Here is a 25108-nt window from a genome sequence, read left to right as displayed (position 1 = left end):
GTGTCGATGCTGCTGATGCGCTGCCGGTCGCCGCCGATGTCAAACCGCACGTCACGCTCGATAACGCGCTCCATCGTCTGCCCTGCCGCGGCAAAGCCTGCCTCCAGGTCCACCGTATAGGCCTCGGCCCGGAAGCCTGCCAGATACTGCGGCTGGTAGGGTTCCAGCTGTGACAGGTCCCAGGGTTCCAGCGCCTCGGTATACCGCTTTGGCAGGCTCTTGGAGGCGAGCACCAGCACATCGTCAAAGAACCGCTGGACCCGGCCGGCCGCAGGCCGCCAGCGCACTTTGGCCACCTGCCGGGTCTGCATCTTTCCGTCCCGCTGGAAGGTCTCGGTCACATAGTAGACAGTTCCGCGCTGGCCGGTGTAGGAGCTGCGGGTCTGGGCGTCATAGGTCCAGTAGGGCACATAGATGCCCTGCATCCGCCGCCCCTTGCGGGCGTATTCCTTGAGGCCATTCGGTGCGAACCACAACTGGCCCAGCCAGTCGGTCATGGCCTTGTGCGCCGCGTGTTCCTCTACGGCGAAAGGCAGCACCCCCTTGGGCTTGATGTGCCGGTTCTCGCCAGTGCCGGTGACGACGGGCGTGGCGCAGAACGGGCATTCCCTGGCGTGGGTATCAGGATCGAACTCCACCTGCGCCGCGCAATTGGGGCAGACGGAGACGCGGGTGGTTTCGATTTCCGCCTCCGGCAACTGTTCGGCAATGGCAGAGCGGAAATCCAGCTCCCGCAGGGCGGAGCCCTTCCAGGGCCCGCTGCGGACCTCTTCGCGGTGGCCGCAATGATCGCAGATCAGCGCGCCGGCGTTCGGGTCAAACCGGTAATCGGCGCCGCAATTGGGGCAGGGGAAGCGGTGGCTGTCCTCCTGGGCAGAGGGCGCGCTGGCGGTGGGCGGCGGCGGGGGCATCGTCACGGGGAGGGAAACCTGCGGTGGAAAAAAATGTAAGGAATGCGGGCGGCGGCATCGCGGTCCGGACACCGCCGCAGCCAAGGCTCAGCCGGCTGGCGGCGCCGGCGGGGGCGGCGGCAGGATGGTGAACAGCTGCGCCAGCTCCATCACATCGCCCGCACGTTTCCAGCCGTCCTGGCCCGGGGTCCAAACATGGGTGTCGCGCGTCAGGCTGCCGTCCTGCGCCATCCGTCCCATCCGCGCTTTGGAGTACGGCCCGGAGGTCTGACCGTCCACCGCGATATGCCAGACATGCTCGACCGGCGGCGGGGGCGGCGCCACGGACACAGCCGCCTGCGGCGCAGCGGGTTCGGGCCGTGCGCCCCATGGCCCGGCCGGCTGACCCGCTGCCTGAGAGGGCGCGCCTCCCTGCATGGCCTGGCCCATCTGCTGCGCCATCGCCATTCCCATACCCATCCCCATGCCTGCGCCCATGCCGCTGTTCGGGGTCCTGGCCGCTGCGGTCATCGCCTCAGCCGCGGAAAACTGGGTATAGCGGCCAAGGTCGCCCAGCACCCCCATCTGGGTGCGCTTGTCCAGCGCCTCTTCCACCGCGGGCGGCAGCGAGATGTTCTCGATGTAGAGCTCTGGCATCATCAGTCCGTAGTCTGCCAGCGTGCCGGATATTTCCGCCGCGACCAGCTTGCCCAGGTCGGCGGTATTGGCGGCCATGTCCAGAACCGGGATGCCGGAGCCTGCGACCACGCGGGAGAATTCCTGCACGATGATGTTTCGGATCTGATAGGAGATCTCGTCCATCGTGAACTCGCCATCGGTGCCGACGATTTCACTCAGGAAGCGGGCCGGATCGGCCACCTTGATCGTATAGGTTCCATAGGCGCGCAGCCGCACCGGACCGAATTCCGGGTCGCGGCAGATGATCGGGTTCTTAGTGCCCCATTTGAGGTCGCTGAAGCGGGTGGTGTCGACGAAGTAGATTTCCGACTTGAACGGCGACTGGAAGGCGTGGTCCCAATGCTGCAGCGTGGTCATGATGGGCATGTTGTTGGTCTCAAGCATATAGAGACCCGGCGTGAACACATCGGCCAGCTGGCCCTCGTGCACAAAGACCGCCGCCTGGCCCTCGCGCACCGTAAGCTTGGCGCCGTATTTGATGGCATGCCCTTCACGCTCGAACCGCCAGACCATGGTGTCATGGGTGTCATCCACCCAATGAATGACATCAATGAATTCGCCTTTGAGAAAATCGAAAATACCCATGTGCCGGTCCTCTTCCTTTGGCGGCCTACAATTCCTGGCCCATCGCCTCGCGGGCGAGAATGCGGATGATGGGGCGGGCCTCTTCCAGGCTCATCCCCGTTTTCAGTCTTGGATCATACAGCATCTGCAGCAGTTTTTCGTCAAAGCTGGTCAGCAGCGCAAATTCGTCATCGTCGTTGAAGATCGAGGGCCGCGCGCGCGGGCTGTCGTTCCTGAGGCCCAGGCCTTGCGCCACTTCCTCGTGCACGCAGCTTTTGCGCACCAGGTCCGGATGCTCGGCCCGGATCAGCGCCACGCCGCGGGTGTAGGACAGCGGATCGCTCTGCGGCCCGCCTGCAACTACCAGGCAATAAAAACTGCGCGGCGGTGCGGCTAGCAGCGACAGGTCCTTGGCGCTGATCGAAGGCAGCAGCTCGCGCACCCGCTCGGCGACAAAGGCGCTGTCGTCGAGGCTGGCAAAGATCACGTGGAAGTTCCCGCGCGCGGCCACGGTGGCGACCGGGTGGCCTGTGATCCGGGCCAGCCGGGCGGCATAGGCGCTGAGGGTCTCGCGGTCCGCTGCGCGCTGGGCCGCGGGCACCGAGGGGCCGAACTCTGCCGCGATCCGCACCGGGCCTGCCCAGCGGCCCAAACCGCCGGAGATGCCGGAGCCGCCGTATTCATCGTAAAACGCCAGCGCTTCGAAACTCTCGGCCAGGTCTTCAGCGTCATAGGGGGTGTCGGGGCCGCCGCCGTCGGTGCGCAGCAGGCCGCGGGTCAGCAGGTCCCGCTGCAGGGCATTGTAGTAGTATGCCAGCTGGGCGCTGTCGGCGGAGGGTTTGTAGACCGCAGGCTCCGGCGCGGCAGGGCGGGGCTGCGGCACCAGGGATTCCGGCTGGGAAAACGGCAGGCAGGCCGACAGGGCTACAGCCCCGGCCAGGAGGGCGCCTCCATTCCAAACCGCTCTGCATGCCAGCACGCCTGATACCTTCCTCAGCCCGGCACCGCGGTGCCCGCGTTGTCGCCAACCCCGTCACCGCGGGCCTTGGCAGCGGCCAGTGTGTCGCGCAGCTCTGCCTCCATCTTCTGCAGTTCAGCCTCGGCGGCAGCACGCTTGGCCTTGCCCTCGTCCGCAATCCGCAGGCTGTCCTGAATGGTGCCGATCAGATCCGCATTGGCTTGTTTGACGGCCTCGATGTCGAACACCCCGCGCTCCATCTCCTGCCGGATCATCTCGTTGGACTGGCGCAGATTGGCGGCGTTGGAGGTCAAGAGCTCGTTGGTCAGGTCATTGGCGTCGCGCACGGCGGCGGCAGCCTGAGCCGAGCGCTGGATTGTCAGCGCCTGGGCCAGCTGGGTTTCCCACAGCGGCACGGTGTTCACCAGCGTCGAGTTGATCTTGGTCACCAGCGACTTGTCGTTCTCCTGCACGAGCCGGATCGAGGGCAGCGACTGCATGGTGACCTGACGGGTGAGTTTGAGGTCATGCACCCGGCGCTCCAGGTCGTCGCGCGCGGCGCGGAGGTCGCGCAGCTCCTGCGCGTTCATCACTTGGTCGTCTTCGGCCACGGCCTGCACTTCGGCCTCCTTGGCCGGGATTTCCTTGGCGTCCAACTGCGCCAGCTTGGCCTCACCCGCGGCAATGTACAGCGCCAGCTCGTCATAGAATTGCAGCGTCTTCTCATACAGCATGTCGAGCGACTTGATGTCCTTGAGCAGCTGATGCTCGTGGCCCAGCAGGTCGTCGGTGATCCGGTCGATCTGCCCCTGAACGCTCTCATAGCGCGCGGTGAATTTGGCAAAGGGTGCCGCCTTGCCCAGCAGCCGCTCCCAGAAGGTCGGTTTGCGGCGGATGTCCAGCTCTGAGACGGAAAAGCCGCGGATGGTGGTCACGATGTTGCGCAGGGAGTCGCCCGCGGGCCCCACATCCTTGTTGCGCACGTCCGAGAGCATCGCCTGGCTGATCGTCTGCAATTCCGCCTGCGCGGTTGAGCCGAAATGGATGATCGAATTGGTATCCGCCATGTCGATCTTGTCCATCCGCACCCGGATCGCCTCGCTGGTTGGCGCGTCTGCCTGCTCCAGCGGCTGCACCTCAGCAACGGGTTCCGGCAGCTCGATCGCCGTGACCTCCTTGACCAGGGCCTCGGCCTGGACGGCTTTCTGTTGAACAGCTTCAGACATGAACGGCTTCCTCGCTAATCATTTCCGGTCCAGATGGACCCCTTCACGCTGCAGCCTGTCGCGCAGCACATCAATTTCAATGGTCAGGTCCGCGCGGTCCGCCACCAGCATCTTGCGGGTGCGCGCGGCAAAGTTCAGTTCCAGATCGTCCAGCAGTGCCAGATAGCTCTCCCGGGCCCCGGCGTCCTGGCTGCGGGCATAGATATCGGCAAATTTCACGGTCGCGTCACGGGCACCCTGCAGGTAGACGGTCAGGTACTTGCGCGCAGCTGTCAGGTCGCGCGGGTCTTCCTCCACCGTGCGGAACAGCTCGCGGGCGACGGACTGGAATTGCTCCACCCGTGCTTCGACCTTGCGGTCGCGGGCGCGCAGGGCGGCGTCCTTCATCGCGACGAGGCTTTGCTCGGCCTCGTCCACAGCGCGGGCCACCCGGGACTGCTGGAAGGTGTCGGCACCTTCCGCGCCCTTGTCGCGCAGCGGGTCGATTCCAAAGGCCGCAAGATGCAGGCCCGCCGCCGCCGTGCCATAGATGACGGCGCTCAGCAGGCCGGGTTCCCCTTTCCACGCTGCCAGCGCTGCACCCGCGCCTGCCAGCAAGGCTGCCAGGATCTTGCGGGGCAGGGCGGGTCTGCGGGCCACCTTGCGGGCGGCAAAGGCGGCCTCGGCCTTGAGCCCTTCGCGCAGCAGGAATGCGCCGCCTGTCCAAAGGCCCGCGCCGGCCAGCCCCAGCGCCAGACCGGTTGCGCCGTCGTTCAGCGACAGAAGGGCCAGAAGGGCAGGCGGCACAAACAGCACATTGGCCCGCACCCCGACCGGGTCCACTTGGGCATTGCGGTAAGACTGCTGCGGAGCGGAGCCTTGCGGTCCGGGTTTACTGCCAGGGCTGTGTTTGCCGCCGTAACGCTGTGCCATCCTCTCAGCCCCCCACGATCCAGCCGGTGCTGAGACCGAACATCAGGATCAACAGGGCGACATAGGCAATTTTCTGCACGCGAGCTCCCCCAGGAACGGCCAGCGAAGATTAACTGATTGGAAATCTAGGGGATAGCTGGCGCTGTTGCTAGGGGGAAGTCCGCGGGAAATGGTTCAGCGGCGGGGATTCTTGCCGGCAGGCCGTTTGCCGCCGCCGCGCTGGGCGGGGCGCTCTGCGCGCGGTGCCGGAGATTTGCCTGCCGGTTTGCGGGGTTTGCCCGGACCCTTGCCTGCAGGTTTGCCCCCCGGTTTACCCAATGGCCGTCCCGCAGGCTTGCCGCCGCGGGAGCGGGTGGGCCGGGCCGCCGGTTTTTCCTCTTCCTCAGCCAGCCCGAGCTGGTCGCGCACCACGCGGGGGCGCAGTTCCTCGACCTCGCCGGGGTTCAGGTTCCCCAGCTGGAACGGCCCGTAAGAAACCCGCAGCAGCCGGTTCACGCTGAACCCGATATCCTCCATCGCGCGGCGGATCTCGCGGTTCTTGCCTTCGCGCAGGCCCACGGTCAGCCAGGCATTGGCGCCTTGCTGGCGGTCCAGCGAAACGGTCATCGGCTGGAATTTCTCGCCGTCGATCACCAGCCCCTTGCGCAGCGGGGCAAAATCCTCGTCCTTGGGGCGGCCGTTGATCCGCACCCGGTAGCGGCGCAGCCAGCCGGTGGCGGGCAGCTCCAGCTTGCGCTTGATGCCGCCGTCATTGGTCAGGAGCAGCAGCCCTTCGGAGTTCAGGTCAAGGCGGCCAACCGTCATCACCCGCGGCATGTCCTCCGGCAGCTCGTCAAAGATCGTCGTGCGGCCCTTCTCGTCGCTGTTCGAGGTCACCAGCCCGATGGGTTTGTAATAGAGCCACATCCGCGGCGCTTCGGCCTCCGGCAGCGGCTGGCCGTCGACGCTGATCCGGTCCTTCGCGGTCACGTTCAGCGCCGGACTGTCGATCTTTTTGCCGTTCACCGAGATGCGGCCCTCGGCGATCATCCGCTCGGCCTCCCGGCGCGAGGCGACGCCTGCGCGCGACAGGACCTTGGCGATGCGGTCGCCCTCGGGGGAAGCGCCGGCCTCCGGTTTGGCAGCGGCCTTGCGAGGCTGGGATTTCGGGCCGGGTTTGCCCTTGGGGGATGCGGGTGTTTTGCTCATGCCAGTGCCATAGAGCATTCCGCTGCCTTGCGAAAGCGGGCATTCGCGGGCAGGAAGGGGCATGGCATTCAAATCGCATATGGATAAGGCGCTGGAGCAGGCGCGGGCGGCAGCGGAGCGCGGCGAGGTGCCGGTCGGCGCTGCGCTGATCGCGCCGGACGGGCAGGTGGCGGCGCTGGCGGGCAACCGCACGCGCGAACTGAACGACCCTACCGCCCACGCCGAGATCCTGACCATCCGCGAGGCCTGCGCGAGCCTGGGCAGCGAGCGGCTGACCGGCTACGACCTTTATGTAACGCTGGAACCCTGCGCCATGTGCGCCGCCGCCATCGCCGCCGCCCGCATCCGCCGCGTCTATTACGGTGCCTCCGACCCCAAGTCCGGCGGTGTGGCCCATGGCGCCTGCGTGTTCTCCCACCCGCAGGCGCATCATGCGCCGGAGGTTTACGAGGGCATAGCGGAAGGGGAGGCCAGCGCGCTGCTCAAGGGTTTCTTCGCTGAAAAAAGGCAGGGGAATGATCCCAGCGCCTGATCTTCTCGCCGATTTCGATGTTTCCGCACCCGAGCTGGTGGAGGAAACTGCGCTTGCAGCAATTTGGAAGGTGTGTCGCGCCGACGGCAATCCCGCGGTGCTTAAGCTCTACGGATCTAACGGGATGCGAAACGAGTCAGAAGGGTTCCGGTTTCTCTCTGCGGCGGGCGGTCCGGCTGCCGGGGTTTACAAGGTCACTGCATCGGCTGCGCTGATAGAATGGCTCGGCGGGCCGCCGCTGGGAGATCTCAGCCGTTCCGGCAGGGATGCCGAGGCCGCCGCCGAACTGGTGCGGGTCGCAAATGGGCTGCACGCGAAACCGGTTCCGGCAGCGGGCTACCCACGGCTCGAGGACTGGTTCAAGGATCTGTTTTCCTTGACGGTTCCAGTCGGGGTTACTGATGCCGCGCACAGAAACATTGTACACAGCCAGGCGCTTGCACGTCGGCTGCTGGCTGAGCCTAATGAGGTTCGACCCCTTCACGGTGATCTGCATCACGACAACATCCGCCAAGGCGATCGAGGCTATTGCGCCTTTGATGCCAAGGGGGTGCTGGGAGAGCGCACCTATGAGCTTGCCAACGCCTTCCGCAACCCGCGCGGAGCGCTGGACTTGGTGAAGGAGCCGGAGCGTATTGCCTTTCTGGCAAACTTCTGGGCGCAGGAATTCAACGTGGAGCAAAGACGGCTCCTGCAATGGGCGGCGGTAAAATGCGCGCTCTCCATCGCGTGGCGCAGCGGCGGCTTGCTGGGGGCTGATCCGGAACTCGACTTGCTCGAGGCTCTGCTCACCGCCGCGGAAGGCTAGCAGATATTTTCAGTTGATGGCTTAGGGCAATTGTCCTAGGCTGCGAGTGTTAGGTCGAATGTCCTAGGGTGTGGAAATGGCGCAAACGGCTACCAAAGACCGGATCACTGAGGCCGCGGACCAGCTGTTTTATGAGCGCGGGTTCGAGGCGGCATCATTTGCGGATATCGCCGCGGCGGTCGGTATCTCGCGCGGCAATTTCTATTATCATTTCAAGACCAAAGATGAGATTCTTGAAGCGGTTATCGCGCGCCGGATGGCCAGCGCCCGTGCCCTGCTGAACAGCTGGCAGGCGGAGGGCCGTACTGCGGAGCAGCGGATCACCTGCTTCATCCGTATCCTGATCGCCAATCAGGCCAAGATCGCGCTCTATGGCTGCCCGGTTGGCACGCTGGTGGCGGAGCTGGGCAAGCTGAATCACGCGGCGCAGGGACAGGCCGCCGCACTCTTCACGCTGTTTCAGGACTGGCTCACCCAGCAGTTTCAGGCGCTGGGGTGCGGCGCGCGGTCCGGCAGCCTGGCGATGCATCTGCTCGCCCGCAGCCAGGGCGTGGCGGTATTGGCACAGGCGTTCGGCGACGCGGATTTCATCGAACGCGAAGTGGCGCTGATGCAGGACTGGCTCCGGGATCAGCTGCCGCAGGATTACACCCTCTAATACACATCTCAGGAGACGATCATGTATTTCATACTGCTGACATTTGCGGCGCAGAAAGACCGGCTGGCCGAGTTTCTGGAGGGCCACAAGGCCTGGCTCCAGCAGGGATTTGAGGACGGGGTGTTCCTTGCTGCCGGGTCGATGACCGATGGCGAAGGCGGAGCGATCTTGGCCGTGGGCGAAAGCGAAGAGGACCTTGCTGCCCGCGTCGCGCAGGATCCTTTTGTAACCGGCGGTGTGGTGGAGCCGGAAATCATCGGCGTGGCGCCGACGATGATGGATCCGCGGCTTGATTTCCTGCGGGGCGGCGAATGAGCCGCATCGTCACCGCGGCCGATGGCAATCCCCGTTGCGCCTGGAGCGCCTCGGCCCCGGACTTCCTGCGCTACCACGACGAGGAATGGGGCTATCCGGTGGGCGGCGACATCCGCCTGTTCGAGAAGGTCTGCCTGGAAAGCTTCCAGTCCGGCCTCAGCTGGCGCACCATTCTGGACAAACGCGAGAACTTCCGCGCTGCCTTTTCCGGGTTCGACTTCAACGAGATGGCGAAATTCGGCCCAGCGGACGTGGAGCGGCTCTTGCAGGACAAGGGCATCATCCGCCATCGCGGCAAGATCGAGGCGGTGATCAATAACGCCGCCCGGGCCCAGGAACTGGTGGAAGAGGCGGGCTCGCTGGCGGCGTTTTTCTGGAGTTTTGAGCCTGCGCCGGACAACCTGCCAGAGCCGCAGACCGCCTCCTTCAGCCCGGAATCGGTGGCGCTCTCGAAGGCGCTGAAGAAACGCGGCTGGAATTTTGTCGGCCCCACCACCGCCTTTGCCTTCATGCAGGCGATGGGGCTGATCAACGACCACGCGCACGGCTGCATCTGCCGCGATAGGGCCGCGGCAGCGCGCAAAGCCTTTTCCGTGCCGGAGCTGAAAGCCCAAGATTGAGGCACTGCCGCGCCGGGCCGCCAGGCCCGGCGCCCGGCCCAACGGGCGCGGATCTGCGCTGCAGATCCAGCGCCGGGCGGGAGACATCCGACTAGTCTTGGCGGTTCAGATTTCGATCGCCTTCATCACCTCCGGCTCGATCACCTCAACCCCGGGCAAGCCTTCGATCAGGTCCGTGGCGTCCTGCTCCAGCACCGGGAAGCTTTTGTAGTGGCAGGGAATTACCGTTTTGAAGTTGAAGTACCGCTTGGCCGCATAGGCCGCCTGTTTCATGTCCATGGTGAAATGGCCGCCGGCGGACAGGATGCCGACATCCGGCTTGTAATAGTCCCCCATCCAGTCCATGTCCGCCATAATGGCGGTGTCGCCGGACAAATAGACCGTCTTGCCCTCTGCCATCACCATGTATCCCACTTCCGAGCCGCCGGTGCGCAGCCCGTCCTGGGTGCTGAAGGTGGAGCTGTGCGAGGCCGGGACCATCGCAACCTTCACCCCGTCCAGATCCACGGTGCCGCCCTTGTTGAAGCCGACCGTCTGCACAGCTTCGGTCTCGCCCCACAACCCCATCAGGTCGTACTGGCCGATCACCGGCACCTCCAGCCGCTTCGCCAGCGGCAGCACATCGACCACATGGTCGAAATGCACATGGGTGAGCAGGATGTGCGAGGCGCCCGCAACCGCCGCCTCATGCTGGTTTTCGGGCAGCACCGGATTGCCGGTCAGCCAGGGATCCACCAGCAGCACCTGGCCGCTTGCTTCGATGCGAAACGAGCCGTGGCCCAGCCAAATGATCTTCATCTCTTATCTCCTCCCGGTTTTGTTGTGCGCAGCGTAACAGGCTGGTGCGAAAATGATATGCGGACGTGCCGGAAATGCGGGGGCCGCCGGTTTCCGGGCGCGGCACGCCCCAGCCGGCTTGCAGCGCAGGCGGCACGGCGGTAAATGCCTATCCAACACCAGATGAGGGTTTCCATGTCGATTGACCAAAGCACCGCCGCCAAGGTGGCCAAACTGGCCCGGATCAAGGTCGAGGATGACGCGCTGCCGGCGCTGGCAGACGAGTTCAACAATATCCTGGGCTTCATCGAGCAGCTGAATGAGGTGGATGTCGAGGGCGTCGAGCCGATGACCTCGGTTACCCCGCAGCGTCTGAAGCGCCGGGCGGACGAAGTCACCGATGGCAACCAGCAGGACAAGGTGCTGGCTAACGCACCGGATGCCCGCGAAGGTTTCTTCGCAGTGCCCAAAGTCGTGGAGTGAGAGACATGAGCGATCTGAACAAACTGGGCCTGGCAGAGGCCCGCGACGCGCTGCGCAAGGGCGACACCACCTCCGTCGAGCTGACCGAGGCCTGCCTCAAGGCCATTGATGCGGCCGACGCGCTCAATGCTTTCGTCCACAAGACGCCTGAGATTGCGATGGAGCGCGCCAAGGCTGCGGATGCACGCATCAAGGCGGGCGATGCGCCTTCGATGTGCGGCCTGCCGGTCGGTATCAAGGACCTGTTCTGCACCAAGGGCGTGCCTTCGCAAGCAGCCTCCAAGATCCTGGAAGGTTTCAAGCCGGAGTATGAATCCACCGTTTCGCAGAAGCTGGCTGATGCCGGCTCCGTGATGCTGGGCAAGCTGAACATGGATGAGTTCGCTATGGGCTCCTCCAACGAAACCTCAGTCTACGGCAATGCCGTCAGCCCCTGGCGCCGCGGCAACGATGACGCTCAGCTGACCCCGGGCGGCTCCTCCGGCGGCTCTGCCGCTGCCGTTGCAGCAGATCTCTGCCTTGCGGCCACCGGCACCGACACCGGCGGCTCTATCCGCCAGCCCGCCGCCTTCACCGGCACCGTCGGCATCAAGCCGACCTACGGCCGCTGCTCGCGCTGGGGCATCGTTGCCTTTGCCTCCTCGCTGGACCAGGCGGGCCCGATGACCAAATCGGTGCGCGACGCCGCCATCATGCTGGAAGCCATGTGCGGCCACGACCCCAAGGATTCGACCAGCGCCGAACTGGCGGTGCCGGATTTTGAGGCGATGCTGACCGGCGACATCAAGGGCAAGAAAATCGGTATCCCCAAGGAATACCGCATGGACGGCATGCCGGGTGAGATCGAGAAGCTGTGGTCCGATGGCGCCGAGATGCTGAAAGCTGCCGGTGCCGAGATCGTCGACATCTCGCTGCCGCACACCAAGTATGCGCTGCCGGCCTACTATGTGATTGCCCCGGCTGAGGCGTCGTCGAACCTCGCGCGCTATGACGGTGTCCGCTACGGCCGCCGCGCCACGCTGGAAGCGGGCGACGGCATCACCGAGATGTACGAGAAAACCCGCGCTGAAGGCTTCGGCCACGAGGTGCAGCGCCGGGTGATGGTCGGGACCTATGTGCTGTCCGCGGGCTTCTATGACGCCTATTACAACCGCGCCCGCCGCGTCCGCACCCTGATCAAGAAGGATTTTGAGGACGTCTTTGCCGCCGGCGTCGACGCCATCCTGACCCCGGCCACCCCGTCGGCGGCCTTTGGCCTGGGCGAGATGACCGAGGCGGATCCGGTGCAGATGTACCTGAACGACGTCTTCACCGTCACCGTGAACCTGGCAGGCCTGCCGGGTGTGGCGGTGCCGGCAGGGCTCGACAAGCAGGGTCTGCCGCTAGGCCTGCAGCTGATCGGCAAGCCTTGGGAAGAAGGCGATCTGCTGAACACTGCCTATGCGCTGGAGAATGCGGCCGGCTTTGTAGCCAAGCCGCAGCAATGGTGGTAAGCCTCTGCCTCAGCACTTGAGCAGAGCAGACAGGTAACCCCATGCGCGCATTCGCATCTTACGCCGCCGCAGGCAGCCTCTTGGTTATGGCTGCCTGTTCTCCGCAGCTCCCCGACAGCGCCGCTGGCATCGACGGCGATCCCTTTGCGCCGGCGCCTGCCGCGGGCACCACCATCAATGGCGATCCGCTGGTGCCGCCGGCGCGGGTTTCGACGGAACCCTATCAAGCCGCGTCAGCCCCGCGCAGCCCGGCCACGGCGGCTGCGGCGGGCACGTTCAACACTGCCAGCGACGCGGACATCGCCCGCGAAACCGCCGCGGCCCTCGCTGCCTCCAGCGCCGGTGCCGGTGCTGCGCCGGTGCAGGCGAGCCCGTCGAACCCGGCGCCGCAGCTGGCCGGAAGCCCACGGATCTCTGATGAGAACGACTTCCAGGCGGTTTCCGCCCGGCAGTCGATCGAGAGCGACGCCGCCCGGCTGGAGCGTCAGCGGGCGCAATACCAGCAGGTGCAGCCGGTTGCAGTGCCGCAGCGCACGGAGGAGGCAGGGCCCAACATCGTGCGCTATGCTCTCAGCACCAGCAACCCAAAGGGCGTGCGCGTCTACAGCCGCTCCGGCATCAACCTGAAGGCCCGCAACCAGCGCAACTGCGCAGAATTTGCTTCCCCCGATCAGGCCCAGGTCGCCTTCCTCGAAACCGGCGGCCCGGAGCGTGACCGCAAGGCGCTGGACCCGGATGGCGACGGCTATGCCTGCGGCTGGGACCCGGCACCTTACCGGCTGGCCGTCCAGAACTGATGGCGGCGGACCCGCGCGGGGCTGACCAGCCGGGCGCCATCTGGCACCCCAGTCCGAACTTCGGGCCCCGCAGGGACGGTCTGATGCCGTCCCTGATCGTTTTGCACTACACCGCCATGAGGAGTGCACAGGCCGCGCTTGAGCGGCTCTGCGACCCGGCGGCCGAGGTTTCGGCGCACTATCTGATCGGGGCCGACGGTACCCTGTGGCAGATGGTGGCTGAAGAGCACCGCGCCTGGCACGCCGGGGCCGGCGAATGGAGCGGCCAGGACGACATCAACTCCCGTTCCATCGGAATCGAACTCGACAACCTCGGCACGCACCCCTTCAGCGCGCCGCAAATGGCGGCGCTGGAAAAACTCATGCACGGCGTGATGCAGCGCTGGGACATCTCTGCGCCGGGGGTGATCGGGCATTCCTGCATGGCACCGGGGCGCAAGTCCGATCCCGGCCCGCGCTTCGACTGGAACCGGCTGGCACGGCAGGGCCTGGCGGCAGCGGCAAGCAAGGGAAAAGTGCCGCAGGATCCTTCATTTGAACTGTTCCGCAAGTCCGCCGCGGCAGCCGGCTTTACCGCCGCAGCGGATGATGAGGCGCTTCTGGCCGCCGTCCGCTTGCGGTTCCGCCCTTGGGCGCGCGGCCCGCTGACATCCGCGGATTTCGCCCCTCTGGGGGCTGACGCGCTTTGAGTCTGCTATTATGCGAGGCTCTGCCTCGCGCTCCGGGATATTTGGGGCCAGATGAATAAAGGATCCATTCTTCATCTGGCTGGAAATATCCTGGGGTGAATTGGCAGCAGGCCAAGAGGGGCAAGGCCCCTTAATCCGCACTATCCGCTTGACGCCGCACGCCGATGTTTCTACGCCTCCAGTCGCGCAGAAGGCTGGACGGCCGCGCGGGGTGCGCAAGCCCCCCTCGAGGAAAGTCCGGACTCCATGAAGCAACGGTGCCGGGTAACGCCCGGGCGGGGAAACCCGACGGAAAGCGCCACAGAAAACAGACCGCCCGCCGGACCGGAGGTCCGCCAAAGGAGCATCCGCGCGGGTAAGGGTGAAACGGTGGGGTAAGAGCCCACCGCGCTGCTGGCAACAGCGGCGGCACGGCAAGCCCCACCGGGAGCAATGCCAAATAGGGCCCCCGCGCGGGCAGGTCCCGGGCAACCGGGAAACCGCCGCTAGGTACGCTTCAGCCGAGAGGGGCCGGGTTGGCAGCTTGAGCGGCGCAGCAATGCGCCGCCTAGATGAATGGCCGTCGAGCCCGGGATTTCGGTCACGGGGGGACAGGATCCGGCTTACAGGCCTTCTGTGCATAAATCCCTCGGGGAATAGGGGCGAATCCTATTGACTTGGGGGCTGGGGCAGGTAAAAGCCGGGCTTCAGATAGGAATTTACCGAGAGGCCCCTGCCTTTTCGGACGCAGGAGAAGCACCATGGCGAAGCCGACCACCATCAAGATCCGCCTGAACTCGAGCGCGGGCACCGGCCACTTCTATGTCACCAAGAAGAACGCACGCACCATGACCGAAAAAATGGTTGTGCGTAAGTATGACCCGGTTGTGCGCAAGCACGTCGAGTACAAGGAAGGCAAAATCAAGTAAGCCTTGCTTACGGGATGATTTCCGGAAACGGGTCGCGCCAGGCGCGGCCCGTTTTCTTTTGGAAGGGCCCCAGCGGTTTAAGGGCGTTGTCTAGAATTGCCGGAAAATGCCGCCTTGATTGTCCGCACCCGCTTGCCCCTGCGGCATTTTTCCGCCGCAATTGCGCACTAGGCTTGCCTTCGTGGGTAATGAGCAAACGGGTGGATGAGCTGTGAAAACTTTTGTGATTGCCGCGGCGCTGGGAGCGGCCGCGACGCCAGTTTCAAGTTCTTTCGAACCAATGGCGGCACTGCTGCCGCCGCCGGCGGTTGCGGCGCAAAGCTTGCCCCCCGGGCTGGCGGCCGCTGGTCCTGCTGCGGACCCTGCGGCCGCGGGCCGCGCGGTGGTAGACAGGATCGTGCAGATGGAGGGGCGGGAGCTGGCCTTGTGCCTGGTCCGCTCCGGCAGTGCAGGCATGGCTGTGCTAAGCGTTCCGGAGCATAGTGCGGTGCCCAGCCTGCCGGATATTGCCGACGCGGACTTCCGCGGCCTGGTGACGGATGCTTCCGGCTGCCGGCTGGATGGCGAGATCCGCGAAGTGTCGAGCACCCGCGGCACCATCGCCATCTCGGCTGGACTCGACTGCACCGGTACCGGGTCCTGACATCAGGCCTCTGAGCTAGCACCGGGCCTTAGGCGCGCCATTCTGCCAGGGTCAGCACCGGCTCCATTCCCATACCCTGCATCAGCGCCGCTGAGGCGGTATTGAAAGGCGCATAGGTGGCGGCAACAACGGTTGCGCCAGCCTCAAGCGCACGGGCCTTCATTGCCTCGACCAATGCCTTGCCAACGCCCATCCTGCGCCAGGCCTCGGTGACCGAGATGTGGAGCAGCATGGCGCGCGTTTCGGCGGCGCGGAGCGGCAGGGCAGGGCGTTCCTGCAACTCGTAGACCAGATAACCCAGCAGGGTTCCCTGCGGGCTCTCTGCGGCCAGTGCAAAGACGTTGTCCTCACTTAGCCAGTCCTGCAGCCATTCGGCCAGACCGCCGCTGCCCGGCGCCGGAATATGGTGCTCTGGCTGATGGGTGACGTGCAGCGCGTGCAAATCCTGCAGCATCGGCACCAGCCGCTCTGCCTCAGTGGCGGGAATCTCAATGATCTTCACGGGGTAAACCTTGTTATTGTTGTTGAAACGAGAAGGGGCGGATCTGTGCGATCCGCCCCTTGCTGTGCCTGGTATGGAAGTGCGCTTATTCGCGGTTGCCAAGCAGCTGGAGCAGCATCATGAACATGTTGATGAAGTCCAGGTACAGGCTCAGCGCGCCCATGATCGCGGACTTCGCCAGCCATTCCTGGTCGCCCGCGTGGGCCATCTGCAGGTAGTCGTTCTTGATGCGCTGAGTGTCATAGGCGGTGAGGCCCGCAAAGATCAGCACGCCGATCACCGAGATCGCAAACGCCATGGCCGACGACGCCAGGAAGATGTTCACGATCGACGCCACGATCAGGCCGATCAGGCCCATGATCAGGAAGGCGCCCATGCCGGACAGGTCCTTCTTGGTGGTGTAGCCCACCAGCGAAAGACCCGCAAAGGCGATGGAGGTGATCAGGAACACCTGCACGATGCTCTCGCCAGTGAAGACCAGGAAGATCGAGCTGATAGACAGGCCCATCACGGTGGCAAAGACGTAGAACAGCAGCTGCACGCCCGCTGCGGACATGCGGTTTGCTGCGGCGCCGATGCCGAACACAAAGGCCAGCGGGGCGAACATGATGACCCACTTCAGCGGCGAGGCATAAAGCGCATAGCCGACATTGGTCAGGTACTTGTCAGCACTCAGCTGCGCCACGGCGTTTGCCGGATCGGTGGTGACGGCCAGCCCGGCAATTGCCCAGGCGGCCAGGAAGGTGATGAACGTGCCTGCCGCCATGGTGGCGTAGACTTTGTTCATATGGGCGCGCAGGCCCTCATCAATCTGCGCGGCGCGGGCGCCGGCGGCAGACCGGATGGTGTCAAACTGTGCCATTCTCAATGGTCTCCGTAATCTACTCCCTTGCTGCCCGCGCGCGAATGGAGCCGCGGCCGGCAGCTTTCCCGGTAAATATCGGGCGAAGCGCGTTGCGGTTCAAGTATTTCGGACCAAGAAATGCATGAAAAAAGCGAGTAAACGGGCCGCTGTTCAGCGGCCCGCCGGTTAAGGGGCATACGGGTGGTACTGCCGCTTAGCGCAGCCAGTGCTCCGGCGCGCTCCAGAACCCGCGGCGGGCTTCGGCCTCGGCGTCTGCCCGGGTCAGCCCGATGTCCTTGAGCGCCCGGTCGTCCAGCGCTGCCAGCTGGTCCCGCTGGCGCCGGACGGACCAGAGCAGACGCAGGCGGCTGAGCAGTGAAAGCTGCGGTTTCCGGGGGCTGCGGCTGGCGGGGCGGGCGGCTGTTGCATGGGTCATGGCAAAGGTCCTTCAGTTAAGTTTGTGATGCTTCCCTTTTGGGTGATCAATTGTATTGATGAATATGGGCGCCTGTGGCATATTTTGAAAACGAATGTTTTTGATGGAATGCATCAGGTGTTGTGATGGTGAGAAATCTCGATATTACCACGCTCCGCTCTTTTGTGGCGGTGGCGGACAATGGCGGCGTGACCCGGGCGGCAGGTTTTCTGCATCTCACCCAGTCGGCCGTCTCCATGCAGCTGAAGCGGCTGGAGGAATTGCTGGGAGTGGACCTGCTGGACCGCTCCGGCCGCACCATCGCGCTGACGGCGGAGGGCGAGCAGATGCTGGGCTATGCCCGCAAGATGGTCGCGCTGAACGACGAGGTGATCGGCAGGCTGACCGATCAGGCCTATGAGGGCGAGGTTCTTCTCGGGGTGCCGCATGATGTGGTTCATCCGGTGATCCCGACGGTTCTGAAGCGGTTCAACCTCAGCTACCCGCGGGTGAATGTGAACCTCTGCACTTCCAACACCCGCGACCTCAAGACCGAGTTCGGTCGCGGCGCCTTTGATCTTATTCTGACCACCGAGACCGGAGCGGGCGAGGGCGGCGAGACGATTCACAGCATGCCGCTGCGCTGGGTCGGCGCGCCGGACGGATCGGTCTGGCGGCAGCGGCCCCTGCGGCTCGGCTTCTGCCGCAACTGCAGCTTCCGTCCGGTAGCCACGGCGGCGCTTGATGAGGCCGGGATCGAGTGGGAGATGGCGCTCGACAGCGACTCCGACCGCACGGTCGAAGCGACAGTCAGCGCCGATCTCGCCGTGGGGGTGCTGCTGGAAGGCACCCAGCCGGGCTATCAGGAGCTGATCGATCAGGGCTGCGGTCTGCCGGACCTGCCGATGCAGCACATCAACCTGTACGGGGCTGAACGTGTGCGCGCGCCTTACGTTGAGGAGCTGGCCAAATTCGTCCGTCAGGGGTTCCAGGGGTTGTGGTCGGCACCGCTGCGGGCCGCCAGTTGACCCGCAGAAGCATCGGCAGGGTGCTGCGCCCGTTTAGCAGGGCAAGGGCAGGCAGGGCTGGCTAGCAGGAGCTCCCGCGCCCGCAGGCCGCCCTGGCTTCGCCAGCGCATCCTTTGCGGCCTTGGGCCAGGCTCAGCGCCGCGGGCGCTGAGCCTGGCCCAAGGGGAGCGGTGCATTTCCAGATGCACCGGCGACGGGCGGGAGCTGCCCCGCAGTCAGCAGGTTATTTTCGTCAGCTGCTGGTGCCGGTGGTGATCACGACTTTGCCAGTGGATTTGCGGCTGCGCAGCAGCTCCAGCCCTTCGCCAGCCCGTTCCAGGGGCAGAATGTGGCTGATGTGCGGCTTGATGCGGCCCTCGCCATGCCAGGCAAACAGCGTCTCGAAGGAGCGCCGCACCGCCTCGGGGCGGAACTTCATGTAACCGCCCAGGTAAAAGCCGATGACCGTCAGGTTCTTCACCAGCAGGTGGTTGGCCGGGATCTGCGGCACTTCGCCGCCGGCAAAGCCCACCGGCAGCAGCCGCGCGCCGGGGTTCGCGGACCGGAAGGCGGCCTTCCACACATCGCCGCCCACAGCGTCATAGACCACATCGGCGCCGCCAAGCGCCTTGACCGCGCTGCGCAAGTCTTCGCTCGCGTCGATCAGATGATCCGCTCCGGCGGCTGCGGCCACCTCCAGCTTTTCCTGGCCACGGGCCTGGGCGATCACTGTCGCCCCCATCAGCTTGCCGATCTCAACTGCGGTCAGCCCCACACCGCCCGCAGCTCCCGTCACCAGCAGTGTTTCGCCAGGCTGCAACCGGGCGCAGTGATCCAGCGCCATATGGCTGGTGCCGTAGGCGATTTGCGTCGCCGCGGCATGTTCGAAACTCATCGTATCAGGAATGCGGATCAGCCGCGCGGCATCAAACACCCCCGCCTCCGCCAGTCCCCCGGAGCCGCCGAACACCGCCACCCGGTCGCCAATCGCAAAGCCGCCAGTCCCATCGCCAAGCGCCGTCACCACACCGGCGGCCTCCAGCCCCAAAGTGAAGGGCAGCTCCGGCGTGTCCTGATAACTGCCTTTCATCATTAGCAGATCGGCAAAGTTCAGGCCGCAGGCCCGCAGCGCGACCGCCGCCTCCCCGGGACCCGGCGGCGGGCATCCGGTTTCGGTCAGGGCCGCCTGCCGGTCAAAGCCGGAAACTTGGTAAGCCAGCATAGTTTCTCCTCACCTTTTGCGGGAACAGAAATGATTCGCAGGGCCACACTGCCGGGCCTCCGCACCCGGGCACACCTCGCTATTTCTGGGGAGGTACGCGATCGGCAGCCGCTTGGCAATAAAACGTTTAGAAAAATGATACGTGAAATCATGCGCTTGACCTCCTCAACCCCGCCGCGGGCGACGGCAGTCTTGCAATCAATCGCAAGGGTTGTACACTTTTGCATAGAGGTTGATCTCAGATCGCTCTGATGGGGAACCTGTTCAGGGGCAAGAATTGAAGGCGTCAGAACAGGTTATAGGAATGCAGCGGTCCGGGTTGCGGCCGGATTTTAGAGACTAGGAGAAACGCATGGCTCATCCCGTTGACGTGCATGTGGGAAAGCGCATCCGCCACCGCCGGTGGCTGATCGGCATGACGCAGCAGCAGCTTGCCGAACAGGTCGGCATCAAATTTCAGCAAATCCAGAAGTATGAGACCGGTGCCAACCGGGTCAGCGCGTCCCGCCTGTGGGATATTTCCGACGCCCTTGAGGTGCCGGTGAGCTTCTTCTTCGAGGGCCTCCAGGAAGAGGGCAAAGCCCCGGCCGAAAAGGCCGCTGTGCCGGAGGATCTGATGGGTGACAAGGAAGCACTCGATCTGGTGCGGTCCTACTACGCGATTCCGGAAAACCAGCGCCGCCGCCTGTTTGAACTGGCGCGGGTGCTGAGCGACGCCGCCTGAAACCTGGACGGGTCCTGAACGGCCATTGCTGCGCAAGTCCGGCCTGGTGCTGTGATTTGCGCTTGCAATGAAACCGGCCGGGTGGCACCCGTTCATGTATGACACAGGCCGCATATTCCGATCTCGACGTTGCACACAGGATGGCAGACGCAGCCCGCTCTGCCATCCTTCCGCATTTCCGCAGCACCTCCTTAAGCGCTGAAAACAAGCTGGCAGGCGGGTTCGATCCCGTCACCGTGGCTGATCGCGCGGCGGAGCAGGCGATGCGCGCTGTGCTGGCAGAGCTGCGGCCCGCGGACGGCATCCTGGGCGAGGAGTTCGGTGCTGAGCCCGGCAGCTCTGGCCGCACCTGGGTACTGGACCCGATCGACGGCACCCGCGGCTTCATCAGCGGGACTCCGACTTGGGGCGTGCTGATTGCGCTGGCGGATGAAAACGGCCCGTTCCTGGGGGTGATCGACCAGCCCTACACGGGCGAGCGGTTTTGCGGCGGCCCGGAAATTGCGGTGATGACCGGTCCGCTGGGCGAACGGCCTCTGCAGACCCGCGCCACCGCGGCACTTGAAGACGCTGTTCTCTTCACAACCTTTCCCGAAGTCGGTACTGCCGAGGAACGGGCTGGGTTCGAGCGGGTCGCAGCCCGCGCCAAGCTGACGCGCTATGGTACCGATTGCTATGCTTATGCCCTGGTAGCGGCCGGGCAGGTGGACTTGGTGATCGAGGCGGGCCTGAACGCCTATGACATTCAGGCGCCGATTGCACTGATCCAGGCGGCGGGCGGCATCGTCACCGACTGGCAGGGAAACCCTGCGCATGAGGGCGGCCGCGCCCTCGCTGCGGCCAATTCACAGATTCACGCCGCCGCGCTGGAGCTGCTGCGCCAGGCGTGACAGGGTTGAACCCGGCCGCGCTGGCTTGTACTCTGCGCATCAGGCCGGTTCTTTGCCCGTTTTCCATCGGCCAATCACACATTCCACTGAAGCGGGCTGCCAAAAGGAGTGTGTGACGATGGCAGAAATCCTGATTCAAAATGCCGATACCATCCTGACGATGGACGACGCGCGCCGTGTGCTGCATGGCGCTGATGTCCTGATCCGGGACGGCGGGATTGCCGCGGTAGGGCAGGGGCTGGAGACCAATGGCGAGACCGTCTCGGGCCGCGGCTGCGTGGTGACGCCCGGCCTGGTCAATACCCACCACCATCTCTACCAGAACCTCACCCGGGCGGTGCCGGGCGCGCAGGACGCGCTGCTGTTCGGCTGGCTGCAGCGGCTGTATCCGGTCTGGGCGCGGTTCACTCCGGACGAGATGTTCGTCTCTGCCCAGCTGGGCCTCGCGGAACTGGCGCTGTCGGGCTGCACCCTCAGCTCCGACCACCTGTATCTTTATCCCAATGGCTCCCGGCTGGAGGACACCATCCACGCCGCCCGCGACGTGGGCCTGCGCTTCCATCCGACCCGCGGCGCCATGAGCATTGGCGAAAGCGACGGCGGCCTGCCGCCCGACAGCCTGGTCGAAGATGAGCGCGCCATTCTCGATGACATGATCCGGGTGGTGGACGCCTTTCATGATCCGTCCGAAGGCTCCATGTGCCGTGTCGGCCTGGCGCCCTGTTCGCCCTTTTCCGTCAGCCGCGAGCTGATGCGCGATGCTGCGCTGCTGGCCCGGGACAAGGGGGTGATGCTGCACACTCACCTGGCCGAAAACTACGAGGACATCGCCTATTCCGAGGCGCAATTCGGCTGCCGTCCCGGCCAATATGCCGAGGAGCTCGGGTGGACCGGCGATGACGTCTGGCATGCGCATTGCGTCAAGCTCGACGTGCAAGAGATTGATCTTTTTGCCAGAACGCGCACGGGCGTGGCGCATTGCCCTTGTTCCAACTGCCGCCTTGGCAGCGGTATCGCCCCGGTGCGCGCGATGCGCGACGCAGGCGTGCCGGTCGGGCTGGGGGTGGACGGCTCCGCCAGCAACGACATGGCCAGCCTCAGCGCCGAGGCGCGCCAGGCCATGCTGCTGCAAAGGGTCGCCAATGGTGCGGACGCGATGAGCGCTTATGAAACCCTGGAGATCGCCACCCGCGGCGGCGCCGATGTGCTGGGCCGCCCCGATTGCGGCCGCCTGGAACCCGGCAAGCGGGCGGATATCGCGATCTGGGACACCACCGGCATCGCCTCCAGCGGCAGCTGGGACCCGGCGGCCTTGCTGCTGGCTGGTCCCACGCAGGTCAAACACCTGTTCGTGGAAGGCAAGCAGGTCATCCGCGGCGGCGAACTCACCACACTGGACCTGCCGCGCCTGATCGAGCGCCACGGCCAGCTCGCACAACGGCTGATGCAGTAGAGGATCCGTCCTTCATCTGGCTGAAAATATCCCCGCCGGAGGCAGAGGCGCGCCAGCGCCTCTCCTAAACCCGGCGGCCACCAATCCAGACTTCGGAAATGGCCCGGTCATCGCCCATCATGATGGTCGGGAACACTGCTTCCCAGACATCTTCAGCCCTCTCCGACCTCTGGGAGATAGCCGGGGTCGAGGCCAGGTCCAGCACCACCAGATCCGCTTCCATGCCTGTCTTGATATTGCCGATCTTACTGTCCATCCGCAGCGCCACGGCAGACCCTTGGGTCGCCAGCCACAACAGCTGAGCCGCGTGCAGGGGCGTACCGCGCAGCTGTCCGATTTCATAAGCCGCCGCCATCGTGCGCAGCATCGAAAAGCTCGATCCGCCGCCGGTGTCGGTCGCAAGCCCGATCCGCTGGCCCTCGGCCATCAGCCCGGCCATGTCGAACAGGCCCGATCCGATGAATGTGTTGGACGTCGGGCAATGGATCAGCGCAGCGCCATACTCGCGCAGCCGGTGCCGCTCGCGCTCCTCCAGATGGATGGCGTGGCCGTAGAGCCCCTTGGCGCCCAGCAGGCCGAATTCCTCATAGGTGTCCAGGTAATCCCGCGCCTGCGGAAACAGCTCCCGGACCCAGGCAATCTCATCGGTCTGCTCGCTCAGATGCGTCTGCATCAGGCATTCCGGATGCTTGCCCCAAAGCGCGCCCATCGCCTCCAGCTGCTCCGGCGTCGAGGTGGGGGAGAACCGCGGTGTGATGGCGTATTCCAATCGGTCCACCCCGTGCCAGCGCGCAATCAGCGCCTCGCTGTCGTCATAGGCCGACTGCGCCGTGTCCCGCAGCCCCTCCGGCGCGTTGCGGTCCATGCAGGTCTTGCCAGCCGCCACCCGCTGCCCGCGTGCCTGCGCCGCGGTAAAGAACGCGTCCACGCTCTCGGGATGGATGGTGCAATAGCTGCAGACCGTGGTGGTGCCATGCGATGCGGTCAGGTCCAGATAGCGCGCGGCGATTTCGTCAGCATAGGCCCGGTCTGCAAACCGCATCTCTTCCGGGAAGGTATAGCTGTTCAGCCAGTCGATCAGCCGCTTGCCCCAGCTGGCGATAATCGCGGTCTGCGGGTAATGCACATGGGCATCGACAAAGCCGGCCAGGATCAGATTCTGCCCGTGATCGCGCACCTCAGCCTCCGGCAGCAGCGCCTGCATCTCCGATAGCGTGCCGGTGCCAGTAATCACCCCGTTCTGCACCGCCACCGTCTCTTGCAGCCGGGCCGCATCTTCCGGGCTGCCGCCGGTAAAGGGGGAGCGGGTATAGGACAGCACCTGTCCTTTCAGGATGACTCCGGTGCCCATTCGTTCAACCCTTTCCTTGCAAATCAGCGCAACGCAGGATACCCGCGCATCAGCTCCGGACAGATTATGCCATTGTCATTGTTTTCCGGTAGCGGCTTCTTCTATTTTGCAGGCAAATACTCACAAAATATCCCGGGGGCATCACATGAGCAGCGGCGACAACATCTCCGGCGACCTGTCTCAGGACGACGCCTATGATCTGGACCGCAAGCTGGTCGCGCAGATCCTGGAAGCGGTGGAGCAGGGCGATCAGCAGACTCTGACCGAGCTGCTGGAAGACCTGCACGCCGCCGACATCGCCGACCTTCTGGAGCAGATCGATTCTGCTGAGCGGACCCGGCTGATCCATCTCTATGACCGGGAATTCGACGGCGAAATCCTCTCGGAGCTGGACGACAGCATCCGCGAGGAAGTGATCTCCATCCTCAAACCCGCGGTTCTGGCCGAGGCGGTGCGGGAGCTGGAAAGCGACGATGTAGTCGACCTCCTGGAAGACCTGGAGGAGCCGCAGCAGGAAGCCATCCTCGAGGTGCTGGAAGACGCCGACCGGGTCGCGGTTGAGCAGTCGCTGAGCTATCCGGAAAACTCCGCAGGCCGCCTGATGCAGCGCGAAGTGGTGATGGCGCCTGAACACTGGAACGTCGGTCAGGCCATTGATTACATGCGCGCATCCGACGATCTGCCGGAACAATTCTATCACGTGGTGGTGGTTGACCCGCGCGCGCATCCGGTCGGCAATGTGACCCTGGGACGGATCATGGCCTCCAAGCGCGAGGTGCCGCTGACCGATCTGCTGGAAGAGACCTTCCAGGTCATTCCGGCGGATCAGGACGAGGAAGACGTCGCCTATGCCTTCAACCAGTACCACTTGATTTCGGCCCCGGTGGTCGATGACGAGGGCCGCCTGGTCGGGGTGATCACCATTGACGACGCGATGATCGTGCTGGATGAGGAGCACGAGGAGGACATCCTGCGCCTGGCCGGTGTCGGCGAGGAAAGCTCGCTGGCTGACAAGGTGATCGAAACCACCAAGCGCCGCTTCCCGTGGCTGGCGGTCAACCTGGTGACGGCGGTGCTGGCCTCGCTGGTGATTGCGCTTTTCGAGGACACTATCGCCCAGTTCGTCGCCCTGGCGGTGCTTATGCCGATTGTCGCCTCCATGGGCGGCAATGCCGGCACCCAGTCGCTGACTGTGGCGGTGCGCGCGATTGCCACCCGCGACCTCACCGGCTCCAACGTCTGGCGGGTGATCCGGCGTGAGGTGCTGGTGGGGCTGGTCAACGGGGTGATCTTTGCGGTGGTGATGGCAGTTGTCGGCATCGCCTGGTTCGGCTCGCCGGTGCTGGGCGGAGTGATTGCGGTCGCTATGGTGATCAATCTGGTCGTGGCGGGGCTGGCAGGCACGGTGATCCCGGTTCTACTGGAGAAAGCCGGCATTGACCCGGCGCTGGCTTCAGGCGCCTTTGTGACCACGGTGACCGATGTGGTCGGCTTCTTTGCCTTCCTCGGCCTCGCCGCCGCCGTACTGCTGTAGGAGACC

Annotated in this window: 28 protein-coding genes and 1 other RNA gene; 17 read left to right on the top strand and 12 right to left on the bottom strand. The window is 64.8% G+C overall.

Going from position 1 to position 25108, the window contains the following annotated elements:
- From AC4HIX_RS08145 to AC4HIX_RS08120, 6 genes are all read right to left on the bottom strand, one after another.
- Nucleotides 1–911: TFIIB-type zinc ribbon-containing protein (locus AC4HIX_RS08145; RefSeq protein WP_490398636.1), on the bottom strand; the 911-nt coding region annotated here is incomplete at its 3' end.
- 87 nt (nt 912–998) lie between these two features.
- Nucleotides 999–2174, bottom strand: a complete 1176-nt coding sequence (locus tag AC4HIX_RS08140; protein WP_490398606.1) for an SPFH domain-containing protein — start codon at nt 2172–2174, stop codon at nt 999–1001.
- Between the two features lie 25 nt (nt 2175–2199).
- Entirely contained in the window at nt 2200–3132 is a 933-nt protein-coding gene (locus tag AC4HIX_RS08135; RefSeq protein ID WP_490398605.1) for a DUF2927 domain-containing protein, read from the bottom strand.
- Nucleotides 3133–3146: 14 nt separating this feature from the next.
- Nucleotides 3147–4337 carry a toxic anion resistance protein gene (locus AC4HIX_RS08130; protein ID WP_490398604.1) on the bottom strand — a complete coding sequence of 397 codons (1191 nt, stop codon included), beginning with the start codon at nt 4335–4337 and terminating at the stop codon, nt 3147–3149.
- Nucleotides 4338–4355: 18 nt separating this feature from the next.
- A complete protein-coding gene (locus tag AC4HIX_RS08125; protein ID WP_490398603.1) occupies nt 4356–5249 on the bottom strand; it encodes a 5-bromo-4-chloroindolyl phosphate hydrolysis family protein in 894 nt (297 codons plus the stop codon).
- Between the two features lie 174 nt (nt 5250–5423).
- Nucleotides 5424–6437, bottom strand: coding sequence for a pseudouridine synthase (locus tag AC4HIX_RS08120; protein ID WP_490398602.1), 1014 nt, complete (start codon nt 6435–6437; stop codon nt 5424–5426).
- 61 nt (nt 6438–6498) lie between these two features.
- Here AC4HIX_RS08120 and AC4HIX_RS08115 point away from each other — a divergent pair, with 61 nt between their 5' ends.
- The 5 genes from AC4HIX_RS08115 (at nt 6499) to AC4HIX_RS08095 (ending at nt 9370) form a co-directional block, all read left to right on the top strand.
- Nucleotides 6499–6969 carry a nucleoside deaminase gene (locus tag AC4HIX_RS08115; RefSeq protein WP_490398601.1) on the top strand — a complete coding sequence of 157 codons (471 nt, stop codon included), beginning with the start codon at nt 6499–6501 and terminating at the stop codon, nt 6967–6969.
- Complete coding sequence (locus tag AC4HIX_RS08110) at nt 6953–7777, top strand: aminoglycoside phosphotransferase family protein (RefSeq protein WP_490398600.1); 825 nt, start codon at nt 6953–6955, stop codon at nt 7775–7777. The genes AC4HIX_RS08115 and AC4HIX_RS08110 overlap by 17 nt, the downstream gene beginning before the upstream one ends.
- Nucleotides 7778–7853: 76 nt before the next feature.
- A complete protein-coding gene (locus AC4HIX_RS08105; protein WP_490398599.1) occupies nt 7854–8435 on the top strand; it encodes a TetR/AcrR family transcriptional regulator in 582 nt (193 codons plus the stop codon).
- A gap of 21 nt (nt 8436–8456) precedes the next feature.
- The gene (locus AC4HIX_RS08100) at nt 8457–8750 is read left to right on the top strand and encodes a YciI family protein (RefSeq protein ID WP_475050951.1); all 294 of its coding nucleotides are present in this window, start codon (nt 8457–8459) and stop codon (nt 8748–8750) included.
- Nucleotides 8747–9370: a DNA-3-methyladenine glycosylase I gene (locus AC4HIX_RS08095; RefSeq protein ID WP_490398598.1), complete on the top strand. Its 624-nt coding sequence runs from the start codon at nt 8747–8749 to the stop codon at nt 9368–9370. Before AC4HIX_RS08100 ends, AC4HIX_RS08095 begins: the two co-directional genes overlap by 4 nt.
- Before the next feature lie 105 nt (nt 9371–9475).
- Here AC4HIX_RS08095 and AC4HIX_RS08090 read toward each other — a convergent pair whose 3' ends face one another.
- A complete protein-coding gene (locus AC4HIX_RS08090; protein ID WP_490398597.1) occupies nt 9476–10168 on the bottom strand; it encodes a metal-dependent hydrolase in 693 nt (230 codons plus the stop codon).
- Between the two features lie 174 nt (nt 10169–10342).
- On the opposite strand from AC4HIX_RS08090, the gene gatC reads away from it, so the two are divergent.
- The 7 genes from gatC to AC4HIX_RS08055 all read left to right on the top strand — a co-directional run bounded on the left by gatC (nt 10343) and on the right by AC4HIX_RS08055 (nt 15160).
- A complete protein-coding gene (gatC, locus tag AC4HIX_RS08085) occupies nt 10343–10630 on the top strand; it encodes an Asp-tRNA(Asn)/Glu-tRNA(Gln) amidotransferase subunit GatC (RefSeq protein WP_222478346.1) in 288 nt (95 codons plus the stop codon).
- A 5-nt stretch (nt 10631–10635) separates the two neighbouring features.
- A complete protein-coding gene (gene gatA, locus AC4HIX_RS08080) occupies nt 10636–12123 on the top strand; it encodes an Asp-tRNA(Asn)/Glu-tRNA(Gln) amidotransferase subunit GatA (protein WP_490398596.1) in 1488 nt (495 codons plus the stop codon).
- A gap of 41 nt (nt 12124–12164) precedes the next feature.
- Nucleotides 12165–12920, top strand: coding sequence for a hypothetical protein (locus tag AC4HIX_RS08075; protein WP_490398595.1), 756 nt, complete (start codon nt 12165–12167; stop codon nt 12918–12920).
- Nucleotides 12920–13609, top strand: coding sequence for an N-acetylmuramoyl-L-alanine amidase (locus tag AC4HIX_RS08070; protein WP_490398594.1), 690 nt, complete (start codon nt 12920–12922; stop codon nt 13607–13609). Before AC4HIX_RS08075 ends, AC4HIX_RS08070 begins: the two co-directional genes overlap by 1 nt.
- A gap of 186 nt (nt 13610–13795) precedes the next feature.
- Nucleotides 13796–14230, top strand: an RNA gene (rnpB, locus tag AC4HIX_RS08065) — RNase P RNA component class A.
- 119 nt (nt 14231–14349) lie between these two features.
- Nucleotides 14350–14517 (top strand): 50S ribosomal protein L33, encoded by a 168-nt coding sequence (rpmG, locus tag AC4HIX_RS08060; RefSeq protein WP_008554190.1) that lies wholly within the window; start codon nt 14350–14352, stop codon nt 14515–14517.
- 211 nt (nt 14518–14728) lie between these two features.
- Nucleotides 14729–15160, top strand: a complete 432-nt coding sequence (locus AC4HIX_RS08055; protein ID WP_490398593.1) for a hypothetical protein — start codon at nt 14729–14731, stop codon at nt 15158–15160.
- A 28-nt stretch (nt 15161–15188) separates the two neighbouring features.
- On the opposite strand, the gene AC4HIX_RS08050 is transcribed toward AC4HIX_RS08055, so the two are convergent.
- The 3 genes from AC4HIX_RS08050 to AC4HIX_RS08040 all read right to left on the bottom strand — a co-directional run bounded on the left by AC4HIX_RS08050 (nt 15189) and on the right by AC4HIX_RS08040 (nt 16942).
- Nucleotides 15189–15662: a GNAT family N-acetyltransferase gene (locus AC4HIX_RS08050; protein WP_490398592.1), complete on the bottom strand. Its 474-nt coding sequence runs from the start codon at nt 15660–15662 to the stop codon at nt 15189–15191.
- 85 nt (nt 15663–15747) lie between these two features.
- Nucleotides 15748–16524, bottom strand: coding sequence for a Bax inhibitor-1/YccA family protein (locus AC4HIX_RS08045; protein ID WP_027238195.1), 777 nt, complete (start codon nt 16522–16524; stop codon nt 15748–15750).
- Nucleotides 16525–16720: 196 nt separating this feature from the next.
- The gene (locus AC4HIX_RS08040) at nt 16721–16942 is read right to left on the bottom strand and encodes a DUF1127 domain-containing protein (protein ID WP_490398591.1); all 222 of its coding nucleotides are present in this window, start codon (nt 16940–16942) and stop codon (nt 16721–16723) included.
- A 125-nt stretch (nt 16943–17067) separates the two neighbouring features.
- Here AC4HIX_RS08040 and AC4HIX_RS08035 point away from each other — a divergent pair, with 125 nt between their 5' ends.
- Complete coding sequence (locus AC4HIX_RS08035; RefSeq protein WP_475050966.1) at nt 17068–17949, top strand: LysR family transcriptional regulator; 882 nt, start codon at nt 17068–17070, stop codon at nt 17947–17949.
- 232 nt (nt 17950–18181) lie between these two features.
- Here AC4HIX_RS08035 and AC4HIX_RS08030 read toward each other — a convergent pair whose 3' ends face one another.
- Complete coding sequence (locus AC4HIX_RS08030) at nt 18182–19150, bottom strand: NADPH:quinone oxidoreductase family protein (protein WP_490398590.1); 969 nt, start codon at nt 19148–19150, stop codon at nt 18182–18184.
- Between the two features lie 352 nt (nt 19151–19502).
- Between AC4HIX_RS08030 and AC4HIX_RS08025 the strand changes: the two genes are divergently transcribed.
- The 3 genes from AC4HIX_RS08025 to AC4HIX_RS08015 all read left to right on the top strand — a co-directional run bounded on the left by AC4HIX_RS08025 (nt 19503) and on the right by AC4HIX_RS08015 (nt 22217).
- The gene (locus AC4HIX_RS08025; protein ID WP_039168241.1) at nt 19503–19874 is read left to right on the top strand and encodes a helix-turn-helix domain-containing protein; all 372 of its coding nucleotides are present in this window, start codon (nt 19503–19505) and stop codon (nt 19872–19874) included.
- Nucleotides 19875–19972: 98 nt separating this feature from the next.
- Nucleotides 19973–20764, top strand: a complete 792-nt coding sequence (hisN, locus tag AC4HIX_RS08020; protein WP_490398589.1) for a histidinol-phosphatase — start codon at nt 19973–19975, stop codon at nt 20762–20764.
- Nucleotides 20765–20882: 118 nt separating this feature from the next.
- Nucleotides 20883–22217: an 8-oxoguanine deaminase gene (locus AC4HIX_RS08015; RefSeq protein WP_490398588.1), complete on the top strand. Its 1335-nt coding sequence runs from the start codon at nt 20883–20885 to the stop codon at nt 22215–22217.
- 64 nt (nt 22218–22281) lie between these two features.
- On the opposite strand, the gene guaD is transcribed toward AC4HIX_RS08015, so the two are convergent.
- A complete protein-coding gene (gene guaD, locus AC4HIX_RS08010) occupies nt 22282–23568 on the bottom strand; it encodes a guanine deaminase (RefSeq protein WP_490398587.1) in 1287 nt (428 codons plus the stop codon).
- A gap of 145 nt (nt 23569–23713) precedes the next feature.
- On the opposite strand from guaD, the gene mgtE reads away from it, so the two are divergent.
- The gene (gene mgtE / locus AC4HIX_RS08005) at nt 23714–25102 is read left to right on the top strand and encodes a magnesium transporter (protein ID WP_475050975.1); all 1389 of its coding nucleotides are present in this window, start codon (nt 23714–23716) and stop codon (nt 25100–25102) included.
- Nucleotides 25103–25108 lie beyond the last annotated feature (6 nt).

It is taken from the genome of Leisingera sp., from assembly GCF_982940295.1.
This window is presented reverse-complemented; position numbering and strand designations above follow the sequence as displayed.

Excerpts from the sequence above, each read along its gene's own strand:
- AC4HIX_RS08040 (WP_490398591.1), bottom strand. The coding sequence starts at position 16,942 with ATGACCCATGCAACAGCCGCCCGCCCCGCCAGCCGCAGCCCCCGGAAA.
- AC4HIX_RS08070 (WP_490398594.1), top strand. The coding sequence starts at position 12,920 with ATGGCGGCGGACCCGCGCGGGGCTGACCAGCCGGGCGCCATCTGGCAC.
- AC4HIX_RS08045 (WP_027238195.1), bottom strand. The coding sequence starts at position 16,524 with ATGGCACAGTTTGACACCATCCGGTCTGCCGCCGGCGCCCGCGCCGCG.
- AC4HIX_RS08095 (WP_490398598.1), top strand. The coding sequence starts at position 8,747 with ATGAGCCGCATCGTCACCGCGGCCGATGGCAATCCCCGTTGCGCCTGG.
- AC4HIX_RS08090 (WP_490398597.1), bottom strand. The coding sequence starts at position 10,168 with ATGAAGATCATTTGGCTGGGCCACGGCTCGTTTCGCATCGAAGCAAGC.
- AC4HIX_RS08115 (WP_490398601.1), top strand. The coding sequence starts at position 6,499 with ATGGCATTCAAATCGCATATGGATAAGGCGCTGGAGCAGGCGCGGGCG.
- AC4HIX_RS08075 (WP_490398595.1), top strand. The coding sequence starts at position 12,165 with ATGCGCGCATTCGCATCTTACGCCGCCGCAGGCAGCCTCTTGGTTATG.
- AC4HIX_RS08105 (WP_490398599.1), top strand. The coding sequence starts at position 7,854 with ATGGCGCAAACGGCTACCAAAGACCGGATCACTGAGGCCGCGGACCAG.
- hisN (WP_490398589.1), top strand. The coding sequence starts at position 19,973 with ATGACACAGGCCGCATATTCCGATCTCGACGTTGCACACAGGATGGCA.
- AC4HIX_RS08030 (WP_490398590.1), bottom strand. The coding sequence starts at position 19,150 with ATGCTGGCTTACCAAGTTTCCGGCTTTGACCGGCAGGCGGCCCTGACC.
- rpmG (WP_008554190.1), top strand. The coding sequence starts at position 14,350 with ATGGCGAAGCCGACCACCATCAAGATCCGCCTGAACTCGAGCGCGGGC.
- AC4HIX_RS08035 (WP_475050966.1), top strand. The coding sequence starts at position 17,068 with ATGGTGAGAAATCTCGATATTACCACGCTCCGCTCTTTTGTGGCGGTG.
- mgtE (WP_475050975.1), top strand. The coding sequence starts at position 23,714 with ATGAGCAGCGGCGACAACATCTCCGGCGACCTGTCTCAGGACGACGCC.
- AC4HIX_RS08100 (WP_475050951.1), top strand. The coding sequence starts at position 8,457 with ATGTATTTCATACTGCTGACATTTGCGGCGCAGAAAGACCGGCTGGCC.
- AC4HIX_RS08120 (WP_490398602.1), bottom strand. The coding sequence starts at position 6,437 with ATGAGCAAAACACCCGCATCCCCCAAGGGCAAACCCGGCCCGAAATCC.
- AC4HIX_RS08125 (WP_490398603.1), bottom strand. The coding sequence starts at position 5,249 with ATGGCACAGCGTTACGGCGGCAAACACAGCCCTGGCAGTAAACCCGGA.
- AC4HIX_RS08015 (WP_490398588.1), top strand. The coding sequence starts at position 20,883 with ATGGCAGAAATCCTGATTCAAAATGCCGATACCATCCTGACGATGGAC.
- gatA (WP_490398596.1), top strand. The coding sequence starts at position 10,636 with ATGAGCGATCTGAACAAACTGGGCCTGGCAGAGGCCCGCGACGCGCTG.
- AC4HIX_RS08140 (WP_490398606.1), bottom strand. The coding sequence starts at position 2,174 with ATGGGTATTTTCGATTTTCTCAAAGGCGAATTCATTGATGTCATTCAT.
- AC4HIX_RS08025 (WP_039168241.1), top strand. The coding sequence starts at position 19,503 with ATGGCTCATCCCGTTGACGTGCATGTGGGAAAGCGCATCCGCCACCGC.
- AC4HIX_RS08110 (WP_490398600.1), top strand. The coding sequence starts at position 6,953 with ATGATCCCAGCGCCTGATCTTCTCGCCGATTTCGATGTTTCCGCACCC.
- guaD (WP_490398587.1), bottom strand. The coding sequence starts at position 23,568 with ATGGGCACCGGAGTCATCCTGAAAGGACAGGTGCTGTCCTATACCCGC.
- gatC (WP_222478346.1), top strand. The coding sequence starts at position 10,343 with ATGTCGATTGACCAAAGCACCGCCGCCAAGGTGGCCAAACTGGCCCGG.
- AC4HIX_RS08130 (WP_490398604.1), bottom strand. The coding sequence starts at position 4,337 with ATGTCTGAAGCTGTTCAACAGAAAGCCGTCCAGGCCGAGGCCCTGGTC.